Source organism: Paraburkholderia sp. GAS41, assembly GCF_050436545.1.
Classification (GTDB): domain Bacteria; phylum Pseudomonadota; class Gammaproteobacteria; order Burkholderiales; family Burkholderiaceae; genus Paraburkholderia.
In genome coordinates, this window is the sequence record NZ_JBNDMK010000003.1 from 362069 (window position 1) to 387483 (window position 25415).

The window sequence follows — 25415 nt, forward strand, 5'->3', positions numbered from 1 at the left end:
TTCAGGAGCTTCCCTATGGCAAAAGTCGATTTGCAGACCGTGTATATAGTCGCGAAAGATACCGGCCGGCTCGATGCGTTCTATACACAGGTTCTCGGAATGCCGGTCCAGTTTCGCGACGGGAACAAGTGGACGCAATTTCGCGAGCAACGGAGTGCCTTTGCTCTGAGTTGCGCAGAGGAAGCAGCGCCAGGAGCCGTCGGCGCAGTTCCTGTCTTCCAGGTCGCCGGAGACGCAGCAGACGAATTGCACCAGAAGATCACGTCCGCAGGTGGCGAGCTACTCGCGCGCCGCGACATGGGAAGCCATGGCGTCGTCGCCACTTACAAGGATCCTGAAGAGAACATCTTCCAGATATTTAGCAAAGCTCCTGCTCGCTAAACCATCAAAAGCCGCTCGAATTCTTTATATTGGAAAAGTGATGAAGTTCGGAATCTTTGATCAAAACGATCACAATGGTCTGCCAATTTATAAGCAGTACGAAGAACGCCTGCAAATCATCGAGCTTTATGACAAGCTTGGCTTTTACGCCTATCACATGTCGGAGCACCACTCGACGCCACTAAGCGCGTGCCCGTCACAAAGCGTGTTTCTCTCGGCAGTCGCGCAACGGACAAAAAGGCTCCGGCTCTGTCCGCTCGTCTATATCCTCCCGATCCATCACCCGGTGCGCCTTGCAGAGGAAATCTGCATGCTCGACCATTTGAGTAACGGACGCCTGGAGTACGGCGTGGGTCGAGGCGCCTCGCCGCATGAAATCGAGGCACTCGGCATCGATCCCGCCAAGGCTCAGGCCCGGTACATCGAATCGTATGAAATCATCAAGCGGTATATGAGTTCCGACGCGCTCAGCTACCAGGGTGAGTTCTGGCAATTCAACGACATGCCGATCGAACTCAAGCCGCTGCAGACTCCGCCTCCGAAGTGGTATGCGCTGGCATCGCCCGAGTCAACGGTCTGGCCGGCCCAGGAGCAGATGAACATTGTGTGCGCCGGCCCAGTCCATCGTGTGCGGGCGATCACCGATCGATATCGCGAAGAGTTTGCAACGCGACATCCGTCCGCACCGGAACCGCTCATGGGTGTGAATCGCTATATTGTCGTCGCGGAAACGGATCAGGAAGCGCTGGAAATTGGCAAGCGCGCGTGGTCGGTCTTTTATCCGAATTTTTTCAAGCTCTGGCAAAAGCATGGGACGCAGCCCGTGAACCAGAAGCTGCCACCGACGTTCGAGCCGCTCGTGGAATCGGGTCTTGCCGTGGTCGGACGGCCGGAGACGGTCCGCGAAAAGCTGCTCGAACAGGCACACGCTGGGGCGTTCAACTATCTCATCGGCACGTTCATGTTCGGCGATATGTCTATTTCCGAGGCGAGGACATCGATCGGTCTCTTTCACGAATCGGTTATGCCGGCGTTCGGTGAATGCCAAAAGGCTCTGGCATGAGCGCGAACCTCTCTTCGAACGCAGATCATCCGGTGTCCGCGACTTTCGACAAACGTCAGTTGAGGAACGTACTGGGTTCGTTCGTCACCGGCGTCACCGTGGTCACCACGCGCGATGCCGAGGGGAAATTGCATGGCCTCACGGCCAATTCGTTCTCCTCAGTCTCGCTGGATCCGCCCCTCGTACTGTGGAGCCAGGCAACCTCCGCAGGCAGCCATCCGGCGTTCCGGGATGCCGAGCGATTTACCATCAACATCCTGGCCGAGAACCAGTACGGTCTCGCCAATCACTTTGCGACCCGGTCGCCGGACAAATTCTCTGGCGTTGAGCACGACCTTGGTGTCGACGGCTTGCCGCTGCTGCGCGATTGCAGCGCATGGCTGGAGTGCAAAGTGGTTTCGCGCTTTCCAGGCGGTGACCACGTGATTTTTGTCGGCTCGGTGGAAAACATTCGCCAGAGCGGGAGCCGACCACTTGTCTTCGGCGGAGGCCAGTACCTCGTAGCCGACCCGCATGACCTGGGACGCGCGCCACTAGGGACAGCAGGTGCGATGCTGTCGCAGCCCCATGCTGTTCGGCTCGCGAGCCGATCGATGCTGCGTTTGTCGAGCACGCTCGACAAGACGCTTGCGCTTGTCGCCTGGGGCAACCATGGTCCCACGGTCATCGCCTGGCAAGCGGCCACGACGCCTGTCGCCGCCGACCTCCCGCTGGGGCTCGTGCTGCCTGTGACGTCGTCTGCCTCGGGGCTGGCGCTTGCCGCCTTTCTGCCACCAGAAGCCATCGAACGGTTCGTGACAGCGGAACTGCGTGACAACGAGCACCGGGCACATGACGAACTACCCGTCACTGTAGAGTCGCTCGCCAAGATACTTGAGAGCGTCCGGTCTTCGCATATTGCAACGCGGCGCCCTGGGCCATTTTATGGTGATCGCGTGCTTGCCAACGCCATCAGCGTGCCCATTCTCACGCCCAACGGGACGGCCGTGCTGGCGCTGACCGCGACCGGCCCGGCCGATCAGTTCGACGCCGCGCCCGACGGGCCGTGCGCCGAAGCGCTCAAGGCCGCCGCGAACGAAATCTCTGCTGCCTTGCGTGCCGCGTAAAGCGATTTATTGTTCGCGACAGCTTCCAATCTGGCCATATTTAAATCATGACTGAAGCAGACAGACAACTTCTTGAAACCCCGTTGCCCGATATTGAACGTACGCAACTGGATTGCCCCAAGCTCGATGACGGCAGGCTGATCACTTACCGTACTGCTGGCGAAAAGCAGGCACCTGCAGTCGTGATGCTGCACGGCATTGGCTCGAATTCTTCAGGCTACCGCGCGCAACTCGGCGCACTGAGCAGGACCCATCGGGTCGTCGCGTGGGACGCCCCCGGGTTTGGACAAAGCAGCCCGTTCGCCATTGACACCCCCTCCGCCGCGGATTATGCCGATGTCCTCATGGAACTGATGTCAGCGCTAGACATCTCGAGTGCAACCATCGTCGGCAGTTCGTGGGGCAGCGTGATTGCTGCGACTTTCGCGTCACGGCACGCCTCTGCGACAAAAGCGCTCGTCCTGAGCGCACCCAATATCGCGCGCGGTAATCTGTCCGAAGAGGAACGGGGCGCGGCGCGTGAGGCGCTCATGCGAAGCGGCGCTGCCCAATCGCCCGAAGCGCGCGCCGCCGTGGTGGATGCGCTCATCGCACCAAATGCCGACCCGCTCATTCGCGCTCTTGTTTCGAAGCTGAGGGATGGGGTGACGCCAACTGGCTGGGCACAAGCCGTCGACATGCTTTTCTCCGCGCATACACCGTCTGTGGTCAAGTCAGTCCAGATGCCGATGGCTGTCATCGCCGGCAAGCTCGACCGAATCGCTCCTATAGACAACCACGCCCGGCTCATTCACGAGGCAGCACCCAATTCGTGGCTCTTTGTACTCGATGGAATCGGTCACATGCCAAAACTGGAAGCACCGGGGTACTTCAATTCCATTGTATTGGCTGCTAGTGCCGGGGAAATCGAAAGCAGAAGGCAATCGCCCTCTGTTTCGGCTCACTCTGTGTAGTCGCAGACAAATATTTCGTTCATTTCCGTCGCCATTAACTTTCAGGAGACTCCACATGTCCGTTATCCGTTTCGAACGCCAAGGTAATGTTGGACACATCATTCTCACCGATGCGCCGCTAAATCTGATCAATAACCGCTTCTGCGAGGCACTAAAAAATGCCGTGCACGAAGCAAGTCGTTCCGGGATCCGGGCTTTGATCGTGCGCGCCGAAGGCGAGAATTTCAGTCACGGCGGCGACGTCCTCGACTTCATTGATAAGGACTCCAACGACTGGCGCACGTTCATTGCTGAGATGAACCAATCGTATCGTGCAATCGAGGCCCTGCAGATTCCAACCGTCGCAGCGGTTCGAGGTAAATGCTATGGAGGTGCATTCGAGCTGGCGTTGGCGTGCGACTTCATCGTGGTTGCCGATGACGCAATCTTTCAACACTTCGAGGCTTCGGTCGGCTCCGCCCCGGTAGCAGGTGGCGTACAGCGCCTGGCAGAACGTGCCGGCCGCGCAGTGGCCGCCCGCTACACGATGCTGAGCGAACCCATGACCGGCAAGACGGCCGGTGAACTCGGTGTCGCTGCCTTTGTTTGCTCCGGCGCGGAAGTTGAGCGTACTGCAGCGTCACTGGTTACCCGGCTGTCCAATGGACCCACACGTTCGTATGCAGCGATCCGTGCACTTCTGAAGGCGTGGGCCGGCGGTGGTGTCCCCGCTGCCGACACCGTCTTGCTAGATATCACCATGCCGCTGCATGGTACCGAAGACGCTCGCACGGGCCGAACCGCACGAGTCGAGGCGTTGAAGCGCGGGCTGGAACCAGAGCCCGTCGTATTCGTTGGGCGATAGCTTCTCGGGATTGCGGCGAGGGTGCCAGGCAGCAGTCCGTTTGATCAGCGATGCATTTGAGAGAATATGACGTTCGTCGCAACAGCGGGTGCTATGACAGCCAGCAATTGCCGCTTCCGTTGTGTCGCGACCGCTGGATGCTCTCCTGGATCTCCTTCTGGCGCTTATCGACCTTGCTCTCGGTGAAGTGGCGATCACCTGTATTGACTGTCTTGAACCTGCTGCCGTCAATGGCGACTGGCGCTTGCGAGAACCGCTTCAGCTCACAGCACGGCATCACGAAGCGACGACACACGTTGCAAATGCCAATGCCGTTGTCTCAACGGAAGTCAGAAACAGCCTTGCATGGTCGGCCAGTTCATCAAGGACATGTCTGCCGAGGCCAGATAGCAATAGACGACGCCATAGCGTCGCCCTGCCCACAGGTCACCCAGCAACCGCAGCCGGGCGTCGGGTATTACCGCACGATACCTTTCCCCCAGCCCACGCGTCCATTGCCGCGACAATCGCGCCCTGCAATGCCGCCCTGTTACCAAAAGCGGCTACCGCAACCTCGGGTGGATACGGGACTGCAGTTTCAAGCCGCGATCTGATCGCCGCAACAATACCGGGAACCCGAGCCATACCACCGCCAACCACGATTCGCGACGGATCGAGCAGAAGCGCCATGTTGGCGACGTGCACGCCAAGCCCATCAAGTGCATCGTCGATCAACGCGGCGACCTGTGGGACGGACTTTGAGAGTTCGAACGCTTCCCGCGTACTCACTGCGCGTCCGAGCAGGACGCTGGTCCGCTCGGCAATCGCGCGCCCTGAAATGAAATTTTCCAGAGGCGCGCCACCTCCTGCGAACGGGACCTCGTCCCGCGCGCCGCGCAACTGATAACCGATTTCGCCCGCTGCGCCATGCGCGCCACGCAACACCTTGCCACCGATGACCGCAGCCGCCGCAAGCCCAGTTCCGACGTTCAGATACAGGCCGCATTCAACGTCAGCGAGCGCCCCACATCGCGCCTCCGCGAGCGCCGCCGCCTTCACGTCGGTTTCGACGCTCACGGATTCGATGCCGAACCTTTCGCGCAGACGCTGCGCAAGGCGAAGTCGTTCCCACCCGGGGTTATTCGGAGCGAGATGAATTCCGTCCGATTGAACGATTCCCGGCGTCACAGCAGCAACAACAAGCAGTGAACCACCGACCTCAACAGCCGTGTTTGACAGGATGGACGAAGCCGCTTCGAACATTCGTGCCAGCACCCGCTCAGCACCCTCCTCTGCCAACGTCGGAATCTCGGTTTCGTGAATGCGTTGCCCCGATGCGGTGACGCTCGCCATCGCGATCTTTGTGCCGCCAAAGTCAATCGCGAGCAGAAAGCCGTCGTCGTAGCTGGAATGTTGCATGGGTGAGGCCGTGGTGTGCATGGGTTTTTTCAGTTACCGGAGGCAGTCTTTTGTCGCTCGATATAGGCTTCGCGAATGTGCTTCGGACCGAACGGCCACTGGCGGGCAACCCGCGCCCAGATGACAAACGCAACCAGGCCCAGCACGACCCAGCCGGTCGACATGATCTGCGACTGATGGTCGGTCGCATAAAACACGTAGAGCCACCCGACAAGGGCCACCAGACTCGGCACCGGATAAAGCCACTGGCGGTACGGCCGCACGAGCTGTGGCTGACGCCGGCGCAGGACGGTCAACGCTGCGATCTGAGCAACCGACTGCAGCAGAACCGCTACGGCGACCAGCATGTTGATCACGGTTGTAAGATCGAAGAACGTTCCAGCGGCGGTCACCACGCCCATGACAAGCAACGCCACGTGCGGAAAGTTATGCTTTTCATGCAGCCTGCCGAACGCCGACAGAAATACGCCATCGCGCGCCGCATAGAACGGCACACGCGAGCCACCCAGCAGGCCGGCGAACACGGACGCAAATGCTGCAATCAGGATCAGCACCGTCACGAAAGCCGCAGCCGTATGCCCCCAGTTACGCGACACCACAAGTGACGCGACCGAGGTTGATTTTGCGACCTCCTGCCACGGCACCGTGCCGATCACACCGATGTTCATGGCGAGGTAGAACACCATCATCGCAAGAATCGAGATGATGATCGAACGGGGCATCACACGACCCGGGTTCTTGAGCTCATCGCCCATATACGCCGTGGTGTTGTAGCCGGCATAGTCATAAATGGCGATGATCAACCCGGCGCCCAGCCCGGTAAAGAACTTGCCGATATTTCCCGCGTCCGGCGGAAGGGAGAACGCGAGGCTCATGTGGAAATCGGAGTAAGCCGCAGCAGTCGTCAGCCCGACCGCCAGAACCATGATGATCCACAGCACTGCACTCAGGGCGCGGATCGACTCGATGCGGCGGTACAACGCAAAGACCACCAGTGCGACCACCAGCAGGCCGATGGCATGGGCCTGCCAGGGCGTAAGATCTGGCAGGAAGAATCCGAGGTACTGGACAAAACCGATGATGCCCGTGCTCATGATGAGCGGAATCGACAGCATCGCGGTCCAGACGAAGAGGAACGGCATCAGTTTGCCCGTGCGGTACTGGAAGGCCTCGCGCACATAAAGGTATGTGCCCCCGGCTCCTGGCATCGCTGCCCCAAGCTCGGCCCACACCAGACCGTCGGCCATGGCCAGAATCGCACCGAATATCCAGCCGATGACAGCCAGCGGCCCATTCATCACCGCCACGATGGCCGGAATGGTCAGAAATGGCCCCACGCCGCAAATCTGGATCATGTTGACAGCAATGGCCGGGAACATCCCTACCGAGCGCCGGAAATGCGGCTCTTCAGCATCAGCTGTCCGGGTTGCATCCGCACTCGCACTGCTGGACCGCTCCCGCCAGGTGGAATCGCTCATCAATGTCTCCTTGCGGCCTGAGCCGCATCTCGTTATCTGGGACTACGCCCGGGTAGGCACCCCTCTTTCTGGTGGTGTCGTGCTGCAAATGATAGGAAAGATTCTTTACGAATGCAAATGCGTCAAAATTCCCTCATATCCGTCGACCATGGCGCTGTTGGAATGTCCACGCATGCTCCCGCTTGCCGGATGAACAGGGTCGTTGATAGCATCGACCATCCTCTAACCTTGCCGCGCATGAACCAGCACACTCTGAAGAGCATCCAGTCCTCCGCTCCCGTCACCCGGGGGCCGGCATTCGTCCGTCAGGGCAACGAATGGGCGATTTATCAGCACCTGTTGTCGCTCGCACCCGCGTCCAGTCCGCAACTGGCCGCCAGCACCGGGCTGTCCAAGGTGACGGTGTCCGCTGCGCTGGGTAACCTCGAGCAGTTGGGCCTCGTCGAGCAGACGGGTGTACGCGCCGGCAACGCGGGGCGTTCGCCGCGACTCTATGCGCCGCGGGCTCGCGCCGGATTTGTGGTCGCCATCGATGTGGGCGCTGAATGGATTCGCGGCGCCGTGGCCGATCTGACGGGCGGTATTGTCTCGCGCATGGAAAAGCGCACCCCCGCCCGCGTGACCCAACACGTCACCCGCATTGCCGAGCTTGTCAACGCGATGCTCGACATGCAGAACGTGCCTCGCGACGATGTCCTGATGACCGTCATCGGTTCACCCGGTGTGCTCGACGCGGGCAGCGACCGGCTTCGTCTCGCACCTAACCTGCCGGACTGGGAAAAAGCTGGACTGATTCCGTCGCTGCGTGCGGCGCTCGGTGCCGACATCGTCATTGAGAACGACATCAATCTGGCGACGTTAGGCGAACAGCGGCACGGTATCGGGCGTGGGGTGGAAAATTTCGTGTTCATGTCCATTGGCACCGGCATTGGCGTGGGCATCGTGGCGGGCGGCCGGCTGCATCGGGGCGCGCATGGCTTTGCCGGCGAAATCGCCGTGCTGCCTTCAGCACCGGCCGCTGGCGGCAAAATGCATGACGAGGGCCGTCGGACCTTCGAATCATTTGCTGCTGCGAAGGGCATCGTGGCGTACGCGCAGCGTCTTGGGCTTGCAGTATCCAATGCAGAAGAGGTATTCATCGCCGCACAGACGGGCGACGACCGCGCGCAGCAGTGCTTGACCGAAGAAGCACGCCAGCTTGCATGGGGACTCGCTTCAATTATCCCGGTTCTCGATCCGGAACTGGTCGTACTCGGAGGCGGCATTGGTCGGAGCGGCGCGCTGATGCTGCCTGCTATTCGCGAGCATCTGTCTTCATGGCTTCCGATTCCGGTCCCCGAGTTCGCCGTGTCCGCGACCGGTACAGACGCGGTATTGCTCGGCGCGATCGTGCACGGCATCGAGCGCGCGCGTATCAAGGCCTTCGAGCGCATCGGCTACAAGACCTAGCCAGGAAAACGCCCGCGCCAACGGATGCTACCGCTGTCGCTGCACGGTGAGAAGTCGTGCAGCGGGTCTGGCTTCCAGGTCGGACGTCGTCTTGTCCAGGTCTATCAGTGGATAGTATTTCGTCGTGCTACCTATACCGTCTGGAAGAAGATCGACATCCGGATCACATCGACCACTTCCTTACGGTGATCCTTGAACTGATAGATCGTGATAGCGGCATCCTTTAGGTCACCGTGTGGGTCGAAGGCGATCTTTCCAATCACACCGTTGTATTGAGTTGCAGGCATCGCCTGCAAGTATCTTCGCGCGATCGGTCGAATTCGCGCGAGTCATGGCGTTGACGATGACATAAACGGCATCATAGGCAAATGGGCCATAGGCATCGATAGGCACTTTGTAGCGCGCCACGTACCGCTGATCGAACGCCGCGCCTTTCGGCATCTTCGACAATGCCTGACCGGCTTCGGAACACACGACGCTGTCGATCGCGTCGCCTGCGAGCTGGATCATCTTGTCGGTGCAGGCGCCATCGCCGCCTACCACGTGTGCAGTCATGCCAAGCGCTGCCGCCTGCTTCGCGAGTGGGCCTGCCGTCGCATCCGATCCGCCGTACATGATCACGTCGGGTTGAAGCGCCTTGATCTTTGTCAGGATCGCGCGGAAATCGATCGCCTTGCCATTGGTCGCCTCATGCGCGACGACCGTCGCGCCGGCAGCCTTGACGGCCTTCTCGAATTCGCCTGAAAGGCCTTGCCCATAGGCAGTCGAATCGTCGATCACTGCTATGCGCTTCGCGTGGAGTGAACCCAGAGCATAGCGCGCCAGAGCGGGGCCTTGCAGCGCGTCGGTGGCGACGAGCCGGTAGGTCGTGCGAAATCCCTGCTGGGTGTACGCCGGATTGGTCGACCCTTGCGAGATCTGTGTCACGCTCGCCTCGCTGTAGATACGAGAGGCGGGAATCGACACGCCCGAATTGATGTCGCCCACCACCGCTACCACACCATCGTCTACCAGCTGCTGGGCGATCTGGGTGCCAGTGCGCGGGTCGGCTGCAGCGTCCCGTGAATCGAGCTGCAGAAGCACAGGTTTTCCGCCGATAGTGAGGTGCTCGCTGCGCCTCCATTCAATGCTGGAGCACCCGATGTCGCCCCGCGAGCAGTCCTGGAACTGGTCAAGCAACGCTCGGAACAGGGGCTCGCGGCCCGGCGTCGAGTCGTCATGGAGATCGCTGCCGATCGAACCTGAGTTGAGGCTTCGAGTCAATCCGGTTCACCTACGGGGCAATCAAGATGGGCGATCTAAATTCCGGCCGCGGCCCGACGTCTGCATCGTACCGTGCGCACGCGCTACACAAGGCACTTTCCGACAGAGGGCTGAATCCAGACGGATTCGTCGAGCAATAGACGCACACGATGGAAATTGAATGGAATCGCCAAGACGGGGCTCGAGTCGTTGCACGCGCATGGGTCGATCCCGCATTCAGGGAGTTGCTGCTGCGAGACGGTACGGCTGCCTGCAAAGAGTTCGGATATTTTGGCCCGCAGGGCGAATACACCGGGTGTCGAAACCGAAGCAAGAATGGATGGAGAGTTTCATACCGCGCTGACCGCCGCGGCACACAACCGGATTCCGGACATTCGCCGCTCGCCACCTGGGGCTAAAAGCATGGCTCCAGAGGTAGCGCCGAGGGGTCGAAGCCGGCTTTACGGTATGCCGTTGAAAGCGCTTCTCCACGAGCAGTTCTGCGACGGCATCATCAGCGCGATCCACTTCAAGATCCACATCAGGAAAGTCCCCGAACCGGACGGTGGCGAGCGCGCGGGTATCGCACTCGCCGGCACGTATCTGCCGGTCAAACCGTTCTGAAGCGCGCCAACCTGCGCGTGCAGCCAGGTTTCAGTCACTCCGCGTGGAAAGTCGGCTCCATGTCGGGTAATGAGGGAGCGATCTGATTGAGCCGCCTGAGCATATTTTCGACTCTTCCGGGCGGTGAAAAACGGTTAGCGCGGCCCTACAGTTCAGCCTGGGCGATCCGGGTATTCCCACTGATTTGGGACAGGCGGTTTGCCAAGTCTATCGATTTCCGTGACGCGTGGGTGATTGCCCTGAGCCGTCGCCATTTCAGCAGAGACACCATGAACACCATGTTAATCAACCTGTCTTCCAGATCGGAGACATCCAGGCCACTTGTCATCGCAGCCGTGATGGCCTCGCTGGCGATGGTCGCCATCGAAGCGACCATCGTCTCGACCGCCATGCCGCAGATCGTGACGAAACTCGGAGGACTGCATTTATATAGCTGGGTTTTCTCGTCGTTTTTGCTGACGCAAACCGCCATGACGGTGGTCTTCGGCAAGCTCGCGGATATCTTTGGTCGCAAGCGCATCATGCTGACCGGCATTGCGATTTTTCTGATCGGATCGGTGCTGGCCGGCTTCGCCTGGTCAATGCCTGCGATGATCGTCTTCAGACTCATTCAGGGCATTGGCGCGGGTTCAATACAACCGGTCACGCTGACCATCGTCGGCGACCTCTATCCGGCGAAAGAGCGTGGCAAAGTCCAGGGCTATCTGGCCAGCGTGTGGGCCACGGCGGCGGTTCTCGGACCGATGATTGGCGGCTTTATTGTTCGCGACTTTTCGTGGGCGTGGATCTTCTGGATCAACATCCCCATCGGGTTGATTTCAGCGACAGGATTTGTTCTGTTTCTGCACGAAAAGGAAAGAGACGCTCGGCCGTCGATCGATATCGGCGGTGCGGTTCTCTTCACCGCCGCGATCGCCGCGTTCATGATCGGCTTGACGAGCCTGAGTACTGCGAACTATACGCACGCGGTGCTCAGCGGCAGCGTGTTCGTTGCAAGCGCAGCGCTGTTTGTCTGGCAGGAGCGGCGAAGCACAGACCCGATGATCTCGTTTAGTCTGTGGGGACATAGGCCCATTGCGATGACCAACCTCGCGACGGTTTTCTCCGGTATGGCCTTGATGGGGCTGACATCTTTCCTGCCGATGTATGTTCAGGGGGTGTTGCATCGCACGCCAGTGGTCGCAGGCTTTGCGCTAACCATGGTCATGGTGGGATGGCCGCTGGGCGCCACGCTTTCCGCCCGCTCCTTTCACCGGTTCGATCTGCGCAAGCTGTTGATTGGTGGAAGCGCGGTGATCCCGCTTGGCGCGATAGTTTTCGTCTCGTTGACCCCTCATAGCGCACCGCTTCTGGCCGCTATCGGATCGCTGGTCATGGGCTTTGGAATGGGCGCGCTTAGCGTCAGTTCTCTCGTCCTCATCCAGGAGCAGGTCGACCAGTCGCAACGTGGCAGCGCTACCGCTTCAAACCTGTTCTCGCGCAATCTTGGAAGCACACTCGGCGCGACCGTCTTCGGCGCCTTGCTGAACTACGGACTGGCTCATTCGAAGACGCTTGGTGTGGTTACTTCCGATCAACTGCGCAAGGTGATCGAGTCAGCGCCCGGCAGTATGGACAGCTTTGCCGCCATTCGTCTGGCGTTGCACCAGTCAGTTCACCTGACGTTTGTCGGACTCTTTATCGTTGCTTTGGCAATCGTCGTTTTCGCGGTTCTCGTACCTGCCGTTGCTGCGGCTAGAAACCGTGAAGCGCCTCAGCGTTGAGCAAGGCGCCATTGACCCACTCACAGGCGACGGAACCAGCTTTTTCAATCGATGGGCAACGGTAGGCGTCTCGAACGATTCGTTTGGTACGTTCCTGCTAGGGCGTGAGCTCGCCATTTCCAACGGTCTTTGGGACTTCGATCCGCTCGGCCAGGGAAACTGGTCGTCGGCATCGCTGGTGCGCGGTCGCAACTGGCTGCAATCGAGCAATAACGTTTCATATCAATCACCGAAATACCTCGGATTCGATGCCTATGGCCAGTACTCTCTTTCCAACGCGACGAGGTGTTCATCACGTCGACGATCATCTTTCCCTTCCAGCTGGACAGCGCCTTCGCAACCTCCGGGTGCGACTCGAAACGGACAGCCAAAAAGAGTGTGTCCGTCTTGACGGCTTCCGCCAGGGCTTTGGCAATGATTCCGGGTCCGATCGCCGCCACCTCGGATGCAAAGCTTGTCGGGTCGCGAGTGGTTGCAACGGATACTTCGATGCCGCTTCGGGCAAACGCCCTGGCAAGTGCCTGCCCGATCTTGCCGAAGCCAATAATTGCGTAGCTCATATATTCTCCTTGGGTTTACCACGTCCTGCGGGCGCCGGATATCGAATGGAGCGCCTGGCCGGGCGTCGTGTCAGAGTTGTGCAAGGCCGCCGTCGACGGCGACCTCGCTGGCGGTCATGAAGCTGCTGTCCAGCGACGCGAGAAAGGCCGCCACCGCTCCAATCTCCGCGGGCTCGGCCAAGCGCTGGAGCGGCGTCATCGACGCAAAGACCTTCTGGCCCTCCTCGCCTAGCGCTTCCTTCGCGAGTTCGGTCGCCGTCGCTCCGGGCGACAGTACGTTCACCCGGATGCCGGTGCCCTTCAGGTCCTCCGCCCAAGTCCGCGCGAGGTTGCGCACGGCCGCCTTGCTCGCGCTGTAGGCGCTCATTGCCGGAGCGCCCGTGGTGCCGGCGCTCGATCCGGTCAGGATAATCGAACTACCCTCGCCCATCAGCGGCAACGCTTCTACTTTCTAGATACCCATGCTCGATAACGTCACCATCAACCCACTGCGCGCCTTCGTCGCCGTGTGTGACCACGGGAGCTTTTCCGGGGCTGCACGGGAGCTGAGGCGTGCACAGTCGGCGATCAGTCACGCGATCACCGCGCTCGAGAGGGCCTTTGACGTGGCGCTGTTCGAGCGCAACGCACGCAAAGCGACGCTGACGGCCGCGGGCCGCAGCCTGCTGCCTGATGCACGAGGGGTGATCTCACGCACCAAGGAAAGGAAGATGCGGGCGGTTTCGATTGCTGAAGCCGGGGTCCCGCAGGTTTCGATTGCCGTGGATACCTATTTCCCGCGTGCGCACCTGATTGATTGCCTGCGCACCCTGCAGGCGGACTTTCCAACGGTTGCCATCAATCTGCGCGTGACGACCATGCAGGACGGCGAGCGTCTGGTACTCGAAGGCACGTGCGCATCGGCCGTGACGATCACGGACGTACCGGAGCTGAGCCCGGGTGCCATAGAAAGACAGCATTGATGTGAAGCGCAAATGGTGACCGTCTGTGCGCCAACGCATCCGCTGGCCGCGATCGCCGGGCCGATCCCGCGGGAGGAATTTGGCCGGCACATCCAGCTCGTCGTAACCGACAATCAGCCCGATGCGGAAAAGACACAACAGGGGGTCGCCAGTGAGCGCCAGTGGCGGGTGAATGACCTCGGCGCAAAGCACGATCTGCTCAGGGGAAGCTTGTGCTGGGGGCACATGCCGCATCATATGGTTGCTCAAGACCTCGCGAATGGCACGCTTGTCGAACTTCAACGGTGCGCATGGCACATGCGCCCCCTCACCTTCATGATCTCGCAGCGGCGCGGGTACGCATTTTCCGAATGCGAGACACGGCTGGTCGAGCTTCTTGGCAATCCTCAGCGCCTGCCCAAGGATGCCAGCGAGCGCGCCGTCTCACGACAAGGCAAAAAAAGACCGTAGGCGTTCGACACGGCCGGTCAGAACATGGAGAATCGGCTGCACCCTTCCAGAGGATGTGTCATGCATATTGAGCCATTTCAGATTCACGTGTCCGATGTTGAGATCGACGACCTGCGCCGGCGCCTGCGCGCCAGCCGGTGGCCGTCCGCCACACCGTCCGAGCCGTGGCAACAGGGCACAGACAGTACATGGCTGCGCGAACTGGTGAGTTACTTTGCCGAAAGCTTTGACTGGAGGGCTGCGGAGCGAGGCCTGAACCAGCAGCCTCAATTCATCGCCGACGTGAACGGCCAGCGTGTCCACTTCGTTCATCAACGTGGTAATGGGCCTCGGCCTTATCCATTGATCATCACACACGGGTGGCCCGGATCGTTCTTCGAACTTCATGCGCTGGCGGAGCGGTTGCGCGATCCGGCTGCATTCGGTGCGGACCCGAACGATGCCTTCGACGTCGTCATTCCTTCACTGCCGGGTTTTGCGTTTTCGCCGGCGCCTGCTACCACCGGCACTTCGGCATTTCAGGTGGCCGATCTGTGGGCGTCGCTGATGCGCGGTCTTGGCTACCAGCGATTTGGTGCCCAGGGTGGTGATCTGGGCGCGGGAGTCTCGGTTGCGCTTGCTTCGCGGCACGCCCAGGCCGTCGATGCCATCCACCTGAATTTTCTGCCGAGTTCGTACGAACCAGCCATTGAGGCGACTGACCCACCGCTTACCCTCGCAGAACAGAACTACCTCAAAGAGAAAGCTGAGTGGGCTGCGCTCGAGGGTGGCTATGCGCATATGCATGGCACGAGGCCGCAAACATTGGCCGTATCGCTTAACGACTCACCGGCTGGGCTAGCTGCGTGGATCAGCGAGAAGTTTCGCGCGTGGAGCGATTGCGATGGTGTTATCGAAAGGCGATTTTCGAAAGATGAATTGCTGACCAACCTGTCGCTCTACTGGTACAGCCAGAGCATTTGCACCGCGATTCAGATGTACTGGGAAAACCGCTTGCAGCCCATGCGTTTCAAGCCCGGACAACGGGTATCGCCGCCAGTGGGATTTGCACATTTTCCGAAAGAGATAAATCACCCTCCACGCGAATGGCTGGAACGGGTGTTCACCGTCGCGCAATGGACCGACATGCCACACGGTGGTCATTTCGCGGCGATGGAAGAACCTGAACGACTCGCGGCCGACATACGTCGCTTTTTCAGGCGCTTCCGGCAGTAAAGTCGTTTGAAGGATCGCCCCCAGGCGGATGCAATCTGCGCTTCGCGGTGGTCCGCTGGGGAAGACGACGACCACGTCAGAACCCGGGTCGCGACACTCAGTGACCCACGCCGTGCAGGATGTACTCGAAGCCCTTGCCTTCCTCGCCGATGCGGTCGGCACCCGGGATGATCAGTTCATCGATGAACACCGGGTTCGAGTCGACGCACTTGCGGCCCATTTTCTCGATTTCGCGCAAGCGCAAGCGATGAATGTTTGTCTTCGCGTCGCGCTTCAGGTTAGCGAATCACCTTGTCCAAGGTGATCGGAAGATCGCGAATCCGCTTACCAGTGGCGTTGAAAACCGCATTCGCGACCGCTGCACCCACTCCCGTGATCCCGATCTCGCCAATGCCACGCGCGCCCATCGGCGTGTGAGGATCCGCTTCGTCATTCCACATGATGTCGATGATCGGCACGTCCAGATGAACTGGCACATGATAGTCAGCAAGCGACGGATTCATGACGCGTCCCGTTCTCTCGTCGAACTGGGTTTCTTCCATCAATGCGAGGCCGAGGCCCATGACAATACCGCCGCGAAACTGGCTGGCAGCGGTTTTGGCGTTGATGATCCGGCCGCAGTCGAACGAGCCGAGGAAGCGACTTACGCGTATCTCGCCAGTGACGGCATTCACCCGCACCTCGCAGAAGAGCGCGCTGTGGCTGTGCATGGACCAGTGTTGCAACTCGAACGGCATTGGCGCGTCCGCCTCGACAGTGACGTCCTTGCGCCCGGCGCGAGCGAGCAGGGAGACATAGCTCTCGAATTGCCGCTCATCCTCCAAAGCACAGAGACCGCCGTCCCGGCCGACGACTTGGTCCGGCGACAGGCCGAACAGCGGCGAACGGGTGCCGCCAAGCTGGAGCAGTTGCTCGACGAGCTGGTGATGGGCAGCCATCACGGCGGCACCAATCGCGGCTGTCTGCTGCGAACCACCTGCCAGCACCACGCCCGGCAAGGAGGAGTCGGCATAATTGAAGTCGACGTCTTCCATGCTCAGGCCAAGGCGCTCGGCCGCGATTTGGGTCTGCGCGGTGGATGTGCCCATGCCCATTTCGTGCGCGGCGATGCTGACCGTAGCGCGCCCTTCGCCGGTGAGCGTGATCCGCGCTGAACCGCCCGGCATCCGATAGTACGGATAGGTGCCAGTGGCGCAGCCCATGCCGACAAGCCAGTCGCCATCGTGCCGGGCGCCCGGCTCCCCTCTCGCTTTCCAGCCGAATCGTTCGCGACCGGCCTTCCAGGCTTCGACGATACCGCGCTGGGAAAACGGCAATCCCGTGGTCGGATCCTTGTCCGGCTCGTTCCTGATCCGCAATTCGATGGGGTCCATGCCCATGACATGGGCGAGTTCATCGATGCCGCATTCGAGTCCGAAAGTGCCGACGGCCTCGCCAGGTGCCCGCATGAACGTGTTGGCTGTCATGTTCATTTTAACGGTCTCGACATCGAGCAGGAAGCTGCGCGAAGCATAGGCGCTCTTCGCCGGAAGGATGAAGGGTTCCGGCATGTTGTTGTGTGATGTCATGGCGACTGTCCCGGTGTGAATCAGGGCGTCCAGGGTCCCGTCCGCCCGTGCGCCGAGGGCCACGCGCTGTTCGGTGAGCGTGCGGCCGCCGACAATGCGGAACACGCCCTCCCGCGACAGCATGATTCGCACGGGGCGTTGCGCCAGCTTCGCCGCTGCCGCTGCCAGCACCTGATGTTGCCAAACCGTTTTTGACCCAAATCCGCCGCCGACGTACGGCGAGGTCACGCGGACGTTTTTCTCATCGATGCCGAACACGTGCGCGATGGTCCACGCCTCGTGGGCTACAGCCTGAACGGTGTCATGGATCCTTAGCTTGTCTGCGTCCCAGGCGAGCGTCGCTGCGTGCAACTCAATAGGATTGTGGTTCTGGCGAGGGGTCGTATAGCGTACGTCGATCTTGTACGGCGCTGCCGACAGCATCGCCTCGGCATCGTTGACCTCGAGCTTTAACGGCTCCCCCTGGAAGACACCGGGCTCCGAGCCTTTCGCTTTGGCAGCCTCCAGGGAAGTCACGCCGTCGCCGCGCTCATAGGTAACGTCGATCAGCGACTGCGCGTAATCGGCCTGTTCCTGCGTCTCAGCCAATACCAGCGCGACCGGCTGACCATTCCAGTGGATCTGATCGTCCTGCATGACCGGGAGGTTGTCGCCGCCGGCGGCCTTCGGCTGTGTCATAAAGGCCGGTATGGGCCTCAGGCGAGGCGCGTTTTTATAAGTCATCACCAATACGACGCCTGGCGCGGCCTCCGCTGCGGCGACATTCGTCGCGACGATGCGGCCTCGAGCGACAGTCGAATACTTCAGCGCCGCATAGGTCATCCCTTCCATGGGGAACTCGGCAGCAAAGTTCGCCATGCCAGAAACCTTCAATGGTCCGTCGATCCGGCTCACCGGTGCGCCGATCAGCCCACCTCTGCGGCGAATCAGCGGGTCTGGCTTACCGCCGGGTATGACGCTGTCAGGCGCGAGGGAAATGGCCTTTTTCATCACCGCCTGCATGGCTTCCTTGAGGATGGGCATCAGCGGATCTCCTGCAGTGCAGTCAATTTGACGAGCGTATCGGCAATCACGCGCTCACTGAGTTCAATCTTGAATGCGTTGTCGCGAAGCGCCTGAGCGGAAGCGAGTTCCGTATGCGCCGCTGCGTGGAACGCCCGTTCGGTCGCCGGACCGTCCTTTAGAGCCGCTTCGGCTTTCCGGGCGCGCCACGGTTTGTGGGCGACACCGCCCAGTGCGATCCGCACCTCCTTCACGACGCCGTTCTGCACGTCCAGAGCCACAGCTACCGAGATCAGCGCAAATGCATAAGACGCGCGGTCACGCACCTTGCGATAGCTGGAGCGGCCCGCAAGGCCGGGAGGCAGCGTCACGGCGGTGATCAGTTCTCCTGCCTCGAGCACCGATTCGATGTGTGGCGTTTCGCCGCGCAACACGTGAAAATCTACCAACGGAATGTGGCGTGCACCATTGCGCCCCTCGACCGTTACCGCTGCATCCAGAGCAGCCAGGGCCACGGCCATGTCCGATGGATGAGTTGCGACGCAGGAAGCGGAGGCACCGAGGATGGCATGCATGCGGTTAAAGCCTTCGATGGCATCGCAGCCCGCTCCGGGCGTGCGTTTATTGCAGTGCGCGGCGGCGTCATAGAAGTAACCGCAACGGGTGCGCTGCAGGAGGTTGCCGCCCACCGTAGCCATGTTGCGGATCTGCGCCGAAGCACCTGCCAGGACGGCTTCAGCTAGCAGTGGGTAGCGCTCACGCACGCGCCGGTCAGCCGCCACGGTCGTGTTCTTGACGCCAGCGCCCATTCGAAGGCCACCGTCGCCCGTTTCCTCGATTGCGCACGAAAGGCCGGTGACGTCGACCAGCATCGCCGGATGCTCAATGGTCTCGCGCATCAGGTCGACGAGGTTGGTACCGCCACCCAGGTATTTGGCTCCCGGTTGGCTGCCAAGCGCCAGCGCCATCTGCCGGTCAGAGGCACGTTCATAGGTAAAGGGGTTCATCAGGCGGCCTCGCGCTTGCTCGTGCCGCTCTCTGCAGTACTGAACGTGTCCCGGATCGCGTCAACGATACCGTTGTAGGCACCGCAGCGGCACAGGTTGCCGCTCATTCGCTCACGGAGTTCTGCGTGAGTAAGTGCGAATGCATCGGCGGCCACGTCCTCACTGACGTAGCTTGGCACGCCGCACTTCAACTCCCGAAGCATGCCGACGGCCGAGCAGATCTGGCCGGGCGTACAGTACCCGCACTGAAAGCCGTCGTGTTCGACGAAGGCAGCCTGCAGCGGGTGAAGCTGATCCGGTGTCCCCAGGCCCTCGATGGTGGTGATCTCACAACCTTGATACTGCACGGCCAGAGCGAGGCAACTATTGATACGTGTGCCGTTGGCCAGCACCGTGCAGGCGCCACATGCACCCTGGTCACAGCCCTTTTTGGCGCCGAAGAGATGCCGCTGCTCACGCAGCAGGTCGAGTAATGAAGTCCTCGAATCGAACTCCAGTTCGACCTCGTTTCCGTTGATGACGAAATTCATGCTTGCTCCCGTTGAGTTCGGACTGACGCGATGACGTCAACGCTGTCTGACTGCCCCGGCGACCGGTACTCGCCCTGGTCTGGAGGTTGAGCAATTTCCAGTCCTCGCGAAAACATTAGCATCGCCGGCGCCACGCAACTCAAGACTTGTCCATCATCACCTCGAACGATGAGGGGTGCTCGCAGCGGCCATCCACCAGCGGCAGGACCAACACACTCACTTCGTCGATGAGACCTCATTTACAAACCCATCGCTCACATGCGAACCGCCTTCGACAATCAGCTCTTTTACACCGAGTTCGCGACCTAGCGTTTGCACCACCGCTCCCAAATCAATGTCAAACTTGCCGCCAAACAGACACGACACGCCTATCGATTGCAGATAAGCGAGGTAATCGTCAGCGACCTGTTCGGTCAGTACTTCGACTACGTGCGATTCAAGCGCCGTATTGCTTTTCCACGCGACGCGTCCGTGCGGATCGATTGAAATGGCGTACTGATCCGCTTTACGTTCGACGAAATAATCGGTGCGGGACACCTTTTCTTTCGCGAGACCTTTCGGATAATCCGTGCCGTGTGAAATCGCCTGCATCGTCATGCGTCCGCAGACCCACCCGTCGGCTTCAAACGACTTAGCGGTGCTTTCATACAAATCGGTCGCGAAATCGAGATTCCAACCGTCCGTCAAGCTGCGGCCATCGAGTGACGACATCATATGAACAACCATATACGGTTTCATGTGCGGGCCTCAGTGCAATTCATAGTGCGGAATCAATCAGCAAGGCCTGTTCCGCACGAATTTATGGTGGCGTTCGCATCTGAAGAACACGGCTCCGCCTACGTGGACTGGATGTTGCTACGTCTAACATTGTGAAAAGGGAGAAATCATGATGCGAATATTTATTGCGTTGACCTTGATAGTCGGGTTGGCGGGTTGCGTTGTCGCGCCTGCGTCTGGCTACGGTTATGAGCCCGCTCCGGCATAGGGTTACGGGCCCGGCTACCATGCCGCGCCGACGGTTGACGTGGGCATCGGCGTTGGAGGCTATGGCGGAGGCCGCGGCGGTTGGCACGGAAGATAAAGTGCTGCTCGACGAGTTTTGACGAGTTCCGACGTAACGGAACTCATTCGATTCCTTCATGCTTCAAAGGCAATCGAACAGCCTCACGGGTACGCATACGCTGTTTGAAATCCTCGAGTTGTTGCCGAGCCTCCAGATTGACTTTGCTGGCCCAAAAGCAGCATCGTGAAAAGATATGCATGGGCTACCTCAGCCTCAGCCCCGAACAGATACGGCCGCCCGGGTGACGACCGTTCATCGCAATCGCTAAAGCCTCGCGCGATTACCGCTGAAGAGACGGATGACGAAAAGCAGGACTACGGCGCCTATCAGTGCGGTGATCAATGACCCGATAATGCCGCTCCCCAGATGCAGGCCGAGTGCTCCACCGAGCCAGCCCCCTATAAAGGCGCCCACAATCCCGACAATGATGTCCACGACGATGCCAAAGCCGCCGCCATCGACAATCCTCCCCGCCAAAGCGCCGGCAATGCCTCCGATAATTAACCAGAAAATAATGCCATGTGAGACCGGGTCCATGTTGAGCTCCTGAAAAGTTCAGCCCGTTAGCGACGGTAGCGCATTCCGGTCATCGACCTGCCCGTACGGGGGCACTGGCGAGCTGACACCGATTCAAAGGACTGTCGAACTGCCGGGAATGTCCAGCAGCGAGCAAGCATCGTGCCGCTCCGGCGCGTGGCTCCTGACCATTACGGACCGGACCGTGCCCGATATCGCATCTTCCTGCGGATTCTCCGATGCATCGCATCTGGGACGCGAATTCCGCAAAGCGTTTGGGGAATCGCCCAATGCCTACAGGCTGGCCGCAAAGTGCGGGCCCAAAGCTCCCTGCAGCCGATCTAGCGCAACGAATCGGACGCGCCGCGCAGCCATTTCAATCGGTGAAGGGCAGACAGTTTGTTCTGCTTTTCGAAAAAGACGACCAATCCGTTTCAATGAAAGTAACGGTGTATGGACACGCAACCCTGTCACTGGATAAAAGGATGGCGTCTTCGCATGGTGGGTTTCATACTTGTTCTGCAATGCGAAGGTCTTTATAGGGCAGCACACAAGGGGTGCACCGGCCGCACTCACCGGCGTCATACAGGATGCCCCGCTGGCGCATTTGATTTGACAATTGCGATGTGTCTCCTATATTCCCTCCACGGCCGCGTCACACGAATGAATGGAATCGATCGCGCGCCGATCCGGCGGTCCACCCGCTAGCTGCGGTTATTTGCGCGTCGCGGGCACGACCGCAATGCATCGGTGGCATGCGACACGGCTCTTTGCTTTCCGGTAGTTGCTAATTACAGAAGCTATTGCACTGTATCTCTCGCACCTTCCGGGGAGGGGCGACCATGCATTCACCGTCCGGCTTACCACGCGATCGATTTGCGCGTATGCGCCGCCCGACCATCGTGCAATCCCTGATGGCCGCACTATTGCTCGCCTTTTCGTGCCTTTGGACCTTCGAAGCGGCGCATGCCGACGGAGGGGCCGCCCCGGGAACAGCGGCATCCACCGTGCGCTCGGCGCGGGCGGCGGCAGCGGCTTCCGCTGCTTCCGCTGCAAAGGCAGCCAGCGAAGCCGCAGCAGCGGCTCTCGCAGACGCGATCCAACACTACCCCGCCGCCTCGAAGGCGCCTTCGCCTTTCAAGGATGCCCCGGAAAGCGGCGTGGTCGAAAAAGACGCCCCTCCCGACGAGGCCGCGGCCACGGTCACGACCGGCGGCGTGCGTCTATTTCCCCGCAACGCGCAGTGCTTTCCGACCGAAACGCGCAACCTGTTCAGCGAAGTCGACAAGGTCGTGGTCGGTAACGACCCGGCACCGCGCCCGATGGACTGGTCCGACGGACACTCCGTTCCAAAGGACGCGCGTTCCGCCATCATGGGCCAGAACACCTGGATGCTATGGGGCGAAGGTAATGAGGCGTTCTGGGGCTGGGTGCAGGAGAACGGCTACGGCATTGCCGATTTTCTCGTCCTGATCAATTCGAAAAACCGTGACCACCGCTTCAGGGACGACGGGTTGATCAATCAGCCGGGTATGGTCAGGCGCGACAAGCCTCTGGATGGTCTCGGCCTGTATATCGACGGTCCCGGCGACGACAAGGTGTTCAAGATGCATGCGCCGGACACCGATATCGACGCCGACACCGGCAAGCCCGCGCAGCGTGTGGAAGAGCCGCACGACCCGATGCACGCCGATCATAAGACGTTCTTCGAGGTCGGAGATCAGGCGTTTTACGACAAGGCAATCAGTCAGCTCGGCGACGACGGGGTTGATCCATTCGTGTATGGCTACCCCTCGGGCATCGTCGGTTTGCGGCTGTGGCCGAACCCTGACTTTTTCGGCAAATCGGACGCCGCGAAGAGCGCGCGCGCTTACTGGAACAGCAAGGTCGTGAGCGACGCGGGCGCCCGATACTACTCCACCGATCCCAAGGACGCCGAGTTTCACGCTGACCCGCAACTCATCCGGCCGTTTCGCGTGAGCATGGCGTGCGCGTTCTGTCATATCGGCCCGCATCCGCTCGCGCCGGCCGCGCAGCTGACGCCTGAGAGTCTGGAGCATCTGGACTGGGGGAGCATGTCGAGCATGATCGGCAACCAGTACTGGCTGCCTTCAACCGCGTTCTCAAGCCTGAAAACGCCGGATAGCTTCCTCTGGCAGTTCGTCGCGAGCCAGCAGCCTGGCACTATCGACACCTCGCTCGTCGCGACCGACCACATCAACAATCCGAACACCATCAACGCGATTTTCGAGGTGAATGCGCGGCTCACTCGCGCTGCTGAGAATCCGCCGGAAGATCAGAGCAAGAACAATCTGATGCTGCGCGGCATCGAGGACACGCCGCTGTTTACGCTGGATCCGCGCCACACGCCGCGTGTGCTGCTGGATGGCGCCGACAGTATCGGCATCGAAGGCGCGTTATTGCGGGTGTATCTCAACATCGGCGCCTATTCGGAGCAGTGGCGCCTGATTCAGAACACGATCGTCGGGTTCACGGCGCAACGGCCCTTCGATATCGCGACCATCCGGGCGAAATCGGTCTACTGGAATACCACCGAGCGCTATCGCGTGGGCGAGCTCGAAAAGTTCTTCACGTATGTCACGAAGAGCGGCGCGACGGTGAGCCAGGCTATGAGCCTGGCGTCGACCGAAGAAGGGCGTCAGCGCATCAAGGACGTGTCCGCGAACATCGACGGCGGCCGCGACGTCTTCATCCAGAACTGCGCAATCTGCCATTCGAGCAAGCAGCCGCAGAGTATGCAACTCACCTTCTCACGCGACTGGCGCACCGCCATGGCGGACAGCCCCAACAAGCTCACGCTGCCGATGGATTTCCCCGATTGGGACGCGTTCAAGCTGAGCAAGCCGTACCTCGACTATGTTGAAAATCTACGCGGATACATAAAGGCACAGACGAGCGAGGGGCAGGACTTTTTCAAAAATAACTACCTATCCACCGACGTGCGCGTGCCGATCACCCTCGTCGGCACCAACTCGCAGCGCGCGGTGGGCACTAATGGCATGAGCGGTCAGGTGTGGGACAACTTCTCATCGGACACCTACAAGTCCCTGCCCGCCGTGGGCCTGGTTCATTTTTTCAATCCGTTCAAGCAGACGAGTGCCGTCGACCGGTGGGGCAACAACGATGTGTATGCGCCGCCGGGTGGCGGCCCGGGCTACTACCGGCCGGCATCGCTCGTCAGTCTCTGGGCGACGGCGCCTTACCTGCATAACAACACGCTCGGCATCTACAACCGTGATCCATCAGTGAAGGGCCGGCTCGAAGCCTACGACGACGCGATCGACAAGCTCCTCACCAACAGCAGGCGCGCGGTCAGCGGCACCTTCGCAAATGGCGCCCCCGCGCGCGTGAACTTCTACCCCGACAAGGCAAGGGAAGACTTTTGTCACGACAAGCCGGCCGACCAAAGCCTCACCTGCAGCGCGCTGCGCGGCGACTTCCGTCAGTCGTTCGCGGCGGCGGGCGTTGCCGGCCAAACGGGGTTCAGGGACATTGGATTCATCTACAGGACAACGAAAGACTCGTACATCGACTTCGGCGCAAAGTTCATCCATCCGCTTATTACCGGTATCCTTGGTCCGTTCTGGACGTCGTTCCTGTTCCTCTACGTGTGGGTGCTGCTGGCCCTCATCGCAGTCGTGCTGATCTTCGTAGGGAAACCGCGCCTCGCAGGCGGCCTGCTCGCGTTGCTCGCGGCGGTGCTGGCCGCCCTTCTGCGCGGTTCGGGTATCGACACGATCTACTTCTGGCTATGGCTGATCCCGGTGGTTCTGGTGGGTCTTGCGGTCGCGTTCTTCTGGTTCCCGGATGCGCGCAAGGCGGCGCGCGCATTTTTTGCGGCGAGCGCCGTGGTCTTTGCGCTGGTCGGAGGATGTGCGACGGCGTTCCTCGACGGTCACGTGACGGCCATCAACTTTGGTCCCATTCCGCGCGGCACGCCGGTCAATCTCCTCATGAACATCGATCCTGACGCACCCACCGTGGATCTGCTCAACGCGGTGGCGGGCCTTACCCGAGGCGTGTTGCGGGTGCGCCGCGACGACCCGCACGACGGCAGTTTCCAGGCGCTCGCCGAATTTCAGCAGGAGGCCGGACCGGCGCTGCTCAAGGCGAGCAAATGTCCCGACTTCGTGCTCGATCGCGGACACTGGTTCGGCGAAGCACTGACCGATGAACAGAAGCAGCAATTAAAGGCTTTCCTTCAAACGCTCTGATGTACT

General features: G+C 60.3%; 17 protein-coding genes and 10 pseudogenes. 15 read left to right on the plus strand and 12 right to left on the minus strand.

Annotated elements, in window-relative coordinates; all coding sequences use genetic code 11:
* The first annotated feature begins 15 nt into the window (after nucleotides 1–15).
* From P3T43_RS07775 to P3T43_RS07795, 5 genes are read left to right on the plus strand one after another with little or no spacing between them, the layout of a single operon-like run.
* Nucleotides 16–381 (plus strand): VOC family protein, encoded by a 366-nt coding sequence (locus P3T43_RS07775; RefSeq protein ID WP_429280458.1) that lies wholly within the window; start codon nucleotides 16–18, stop codon nucleotides 379–381.
* Nucleotides 308–1444: an LLM class flavin-dependent oxidoreductase gene (locus P3T43_RS07780; RefSeq protein WP_429280459.1), complete on the plus strand. Its 1137-nt coding sequence runs from the start codon at nucleotides 308–310 to the stop codon at nucleotides 1442–1444. Before P3T43_RS07775 ends, P3T43_RS07780 begins: the two co-directional genes overlap by 74 nt.
* Nucleotides 1441–2550, plus strand: coding sequence for a flavin reductase (locus P3T43_RS07785; RefSeq protein WP_429280460.1), 1110 nt, complete (start codon nucleotides 1441–1443; stop codon nucleotides 2548–2550). The genes P3T43_RS07780 and P3T43_RS07785 overlap by 4 nt, the downstream gene beginning before the upstream one ends.
* A gap of 47 nt (nucleotides 2551–2597) precedes the next feature.
* Nucleotides 2598–3503, plus strand: a complete 906-nt coding sequence (locus P3T43_RS07790; RefSeq protein WP_429280461.1) for an alpha/beta fold hydrolase — start codon at nucleotides 2598–2600, stop codon at nucleotides 3501–3503.
* Between the two features lie 55 nt (nucleotides 3504–3558).
* Complete coding sequence (locus P3T43_RS07795) at nucleotides 3559–4347, plus strand: enoyl-CoA hydratase/isomerase family protein (protein WP_429280462.1); 789 nt, start codon at nucleotides 3559–3561, stop codon at nucleotides 4345–4347.
* Nucleotides 4348–4477: 130 nt separating this feature from the next.
* Here P3T43_RS07795 and P3T43_RS07800 read toward each other — a convergent pair.
* The 3 genes and pseudogenes from P3T43_RS07800 to P3T43_RS07810 form a co-directional block, all read right to left on the minus strand.
* Nucleotides 4478–4690, minus strand: a pseudogene (locus P3T43_RS07800) (IS5/IS1182 family transposase); the annotation flags it as partial.
* Between the two features lie 83 nt (nucleotides 4691–4773).
* On the minus strand, nucleotides 4774–5745 hold the full coding sequence (locus P3T43_RS07805; RefSeq protein WP_429280463.1) for an ROK family protein: 972 nt from the start codon (nucleotides 5743–5745) through the stop codon (nucleotides 4774–4776).
* Between the two features lie 29 nt (nucleotides 5746–5774).
* Nucleotides 5775–7223: an APC family permease gene (locus tag P3T43_RS07810; protein WP_429280464.1), complete on the minus strand. Its 1449-nt coding sequence runs from the start codon at nucleotides 7221–7223 to the stop codon at nucleotides 5775–5777.
* A 237-nt stretch (nucleotides 7224–7460) separates the two neighbouring features.
* Between P3T43_RS07810 and P3T43_RS07815 the strand changes: the two genes are divergently transcribed.
* Entirely contained in the window at nucleotides 7461–8672 is a 1212-nt protein-coding gene (locus P3T43_RS07815; RefSeq protein ID WP_429280465.1) for an ROK family protein, read from the plus strand.
* Between the two features lie 131 nt (nucleotides 8673–8803).
* Here P3T43_RS07815 and P3T43_RS07820 read toward each other — a convergent pair.
* A pseudogene (locus tag P3T43_RS07820) lies at nucleotides 8804–9803 on the minus strand (branched-chain amino acid ABC transporter substrate-binding protein); the annotation flags it as partial.
* A 281-nt stretch (nucleotides 9804–10084) separates the two neighbouring features.
* On the opposite strand from P3T43_RS07820, the gene P3T43_RS07825 reads away from it, so the two are divergent.
* The 4 genes and pseudogenes from P3T43_RS07825 to P3T43_RS07840 all read left to right on the plus strand — a co-directional run.
* Nucleotides 10085–10333, plus strand: coding sequence for a nitrile hydratase subunit alpha (locus P3T43_RS07825; protein ID WP_429280466.1), 249 nt, complete (start codon nucleotides 10085–10087; stop codon nucleotides 10331–10333).
* A 37-nt stretch (nucleotides 10334–10370) separates the two neighbouring features.
* Nucleotides 10371–10538, plus strand: a pseudogene (locus P3T43_RS07830) (cyanase); the annotation flags it as partial.
* Nucleotides 10539–10816: 278 nt separating this feature from the next.
* Nucleotides 10817–12301 carry an MDR family MFS transporter gene (locus P3T43_RS07835; RefSeq protein ID WP_429280515.1) on the plus strand — a complete coding sequence of 495 codons (1485 nt, stop codon included), beginning with the start codon at nucleotides 10817–10819 and terminating at the stop codon, nucleotides 12299–12301.
* 1 nt (nucleotide 12302) lies between these two features.
* Nucleotides 12303–12611, plus strand: a pseudogene (locus tag P3T43_RS07840) (porin); the annotation flags it as partial.
* Here P3T43_RS07840 and P3T43_RS07845 read toward each other — a convergent pair.
* Nucleotides 12559–12861, minus strand: a pseudogene (locus P3T43_RS07845) (NAD(P)-binding domain-containing protein); the annotation flags it as partial. The pseudogenes P3T43_RS07840 and P3T43_RS07845 overlap by 53 nt on opposite strands.
* A gap of 70 nt (nucleotides 12862–12931) precedes the next feature.
* Nucleotides 12932–13306: pseudogene (locus P3T43_RS07850) on the minus strand (SDR family NAD(P)-dependent oxidoreductase); the annotation flags it as partial.
* A gap of 16 nt (nucleotides 13307–13322) precedes the next feature.
* Here P3T43_RS07850 and P3T43_RS07855 point away from each other — a divergent pair.
* Nucleotides 13323–14273, plus strand: a pseudogene (locus P3T43_RS07855) (LysR family transcriptional regulator).
* Between the two features lie 60 nt (nucleotides 14274–14333).
* Nucleotides 14334–15488, plus strand: a complete 1155-nt coding sequence (locus tag P3T43_RS07860; protein WP_429280467.1) for an epoxide hydrolase family protein — start codon at nucleotides 14334–14336, stop codon at nucleotides 15486–15488.
* A 106-nt stretch (nucleotides 15489–15594) separates the two neighbouring features.
* Here P3T43_RS07860 and P3T43_RS07865 read toward each other — a convergent pair.
* From P3T43_RS07865 to P3T43_RS07885, 5 genes and pseudogenes are all read right to left on the minus strand, one after another.
* Nucleotides 15595–15735 (minus strand): annotated as a pseudogene (locus tag P3T43_RS07865) (acyl-CoA dehydrogenase family protein); the annotation flags it as partial.
* Nucleotides 15736–15766: 31 nt separating this feature from the next.
* Complete coding sequence (locus P3T43_RS07870; RefSeq protein ID WP_429280468.1) at nucleotides 15767–18079, minus strand: xanthine dehydrogenase family protein molybdopterin-binding subunit; 2313 nt, start codon at nucleotides 18077–18079, stop codon at nucleotides 15767–15769.
* Nucleotides 18079–19065, minus strand: coding sequence for an FAD binding domain-containing protein (locus P3T43_RS07875; protein WP_429280469.1), 987 nt, complete (start codon nucleotides 19063–19065; stop codon nucleotides 18079–18081). Before P3T43_RS07875 ends, P3T43_RS07870 begins: the two co-directional genes overlap by 1 nt.
* Nucleotides 19065–19595 carry a 2Fe-2S iron-sulfur cluster-binding protein gene (locus P3T43_RS07880; protein WP_429280470.1) on the minus strand — a complete coding sequence of 177 codons (531 nt, stop codon included), beginning with the start codon at nucleotides 19593–19595 and terminating at the stop codon, nucleotides 19065–19067. Before P3T43_RS07880 ends, P3T43_RS07875 begins: the two co-directional genes overlap by 1 nt.
* Before the next feature lie 216 nt (nucleotides 19596–19811).
* Nucleotides 19812–20333: a dihydrofolate reductase family protein gene (locus P3T43_RS07885; protein WP_429280471.1), complete on the minus strand. Its 522-nt coding sequence runs from the start codon at nucleotides 20331–20333 to the stop codon at nucleotides 19812–19814.
* 148 nt (nucleotides 20334–20481) lie between these two features.
* Here P3T43_RS07885 and P3T43_RS07890 point away from each other — a divergent pair.
* A pseudogene (locus tag P3T43_RS07890) lies at nucleotides 20482–20676 on the plus strand (hypothetical protein).
* Nucleotides 20677–20922: 246 nt separating this feature from the next.
* Here the strand turns inward: P3T43_RS07890 and P3T43_RS07895 are convergent.
* Complete coding sequence (locus tag P3T43_RS07895) at nucleotides 20923–21195, minus strand: GlsB/YeaQ/YmgE family stress response membrane protein (RefSeq protein WP_429280472.1); 273 nt, start codon at nucleotides 21193–21195, stop codon at nucleotides 20923–20925.
* A 145-nt stretch (nucleotides 21196–21340) separates the two neighbouring features.
* Between P3T43_RS07895 and P3T43_RS07900 the strand changes: the two are divergent.
* Both P3T43_RS07900 and P3T43_RS07905 read left to right on the plus strand, forming a co-directional pair.
* Nucleotides 21341–21655, plus strand: a pseudogene (locus P3T43_RS07900) (helix-turn-helix domain-containing protein); the annotation flags it as partial.
* 403 nt (nucleotides 21656–22058) lie between these two features.
* A complete protein-coding gene (locus P3T43_RS07905; protein WP_429280473.1) occupies nucleotides 22059–25409 on the plus strand; it encodes a hypothetical protein in 3351 nt (1116 codons plus the stop codon).
* The last annotated feature ends 6 nt before the right edge of the window (nucleotides 25410–25415 follow it).